We start from the raw sequence: 1,158 nt of genomic DNA on the forward strand, positions 1-1,158 counted from the left end.
ACGCCTACTACAGCTACGATTCCGTACCGAACGGAGGGTCCGGGATCCGCCACCTGATGCTCCTGGATCAAGCGAGTGGCGACGCGATATGTATTTCTACGGACAGCAGCGGCCTTGTTGGGAATGGTGATAGCTACGCCCCAGCTTTCTCTCCTGACGGCACGAAGCTAACTTTCTATAGCCGCTCATCAAACCTTGTCGCAGGCGACACCAACGACGCCTACGACATATTTGTGAAAGACCTGGCCAGCGGCGCAATCATCCGCATTTCCAGCGATAGCAGCGGCACACAGGGGAACGGGTGGAGCTTTGACCCGACCTTTTCACCTGACGGGACAAAGGTGGCGTATGCGAGCTACGCATCAAATCTCGTCACAGGTGACACGAATACTGCATCGGATGTTTTTATAACCGACGTCAATCTCGGAACAAATAACACAAATTATGTCCCAAAAATAACTAGCAATGGTGGGCTTAATATTGCAACCATTTCAATTTCAGAAAATAGCAGTTTTGTTACGACGGTCGAAGCATCCGATCCAAATACCAATCAGACTCTGACGTATTCAATTTCTGGCGGATTGGACGCAAACTTATTTGATATCAACCATCAATCCGGCGAATTATCCTTTAAGCTGGCTCCAAATTTTGAGCAACCCGCAGATGCCGGCGGTAACAATGTTTACGATGTGGTGGTTAAGGTATCAGACGGATCCCTGTATGATACGCAGAGCATAGCGATAGCTGTTCTGAATGTCGTGAACGAGACAATCACCGGTACGTCAGCAGCAGATACCCTGACGGGCGCAGTCGGTAACGACTTGATCGACGGAATGGGCGGCGCCGATACGATGAGTGGCGGGTTCGGCGACGACACCTACATCGTCGACAACACTGGCGACAAGGTGATCGAACTGTTTGGCGAGGGCAACGATACAGTCAAAAGCTCGGTCAGCTATGCTCTGTACGGCCCGATGTATCCGTCAGGAACATTCGTCGAAACGCTGCAACTGACCGGAGCGGGCGCGATCAACGGCACCGGCAACGGGCTCGCAAATACGCTGATCGGAAACAACGCCGCCAATACCCTGAACGGTGCGGGTGATGCCGATACGATGATCGGCGGGCAGGGCAACGACACCTACATCGTCGACAATG

At 52.4% G+C, this 1,158-nt stretch carries 1 protein-coding gene; it reads left to right on the plus strand.

What is annotated here, in order from left to right; genetic code table 11:
• Window positions 1-56 precede the first annotated feature (56 nt).
• Window positions 57-1,158: cadherin domain-containing protein (locus tag NSE01_RS21085; protein WP_174812075.1), on the plus strand; the 1,102-nt coding region annotated here is incomplete at its 3' end.

Source organism: Novosphingobium sediminis, from assembly GCF_007991615.1.
In the GTDB taxonomy this organism is placed as follows: Bacteria; Pseudomonadota; Alphaproteobacteria; order Sphingomonadales; family Sphingomonadaceae; genus Novosphingobium; species Novosphingobium sediminis.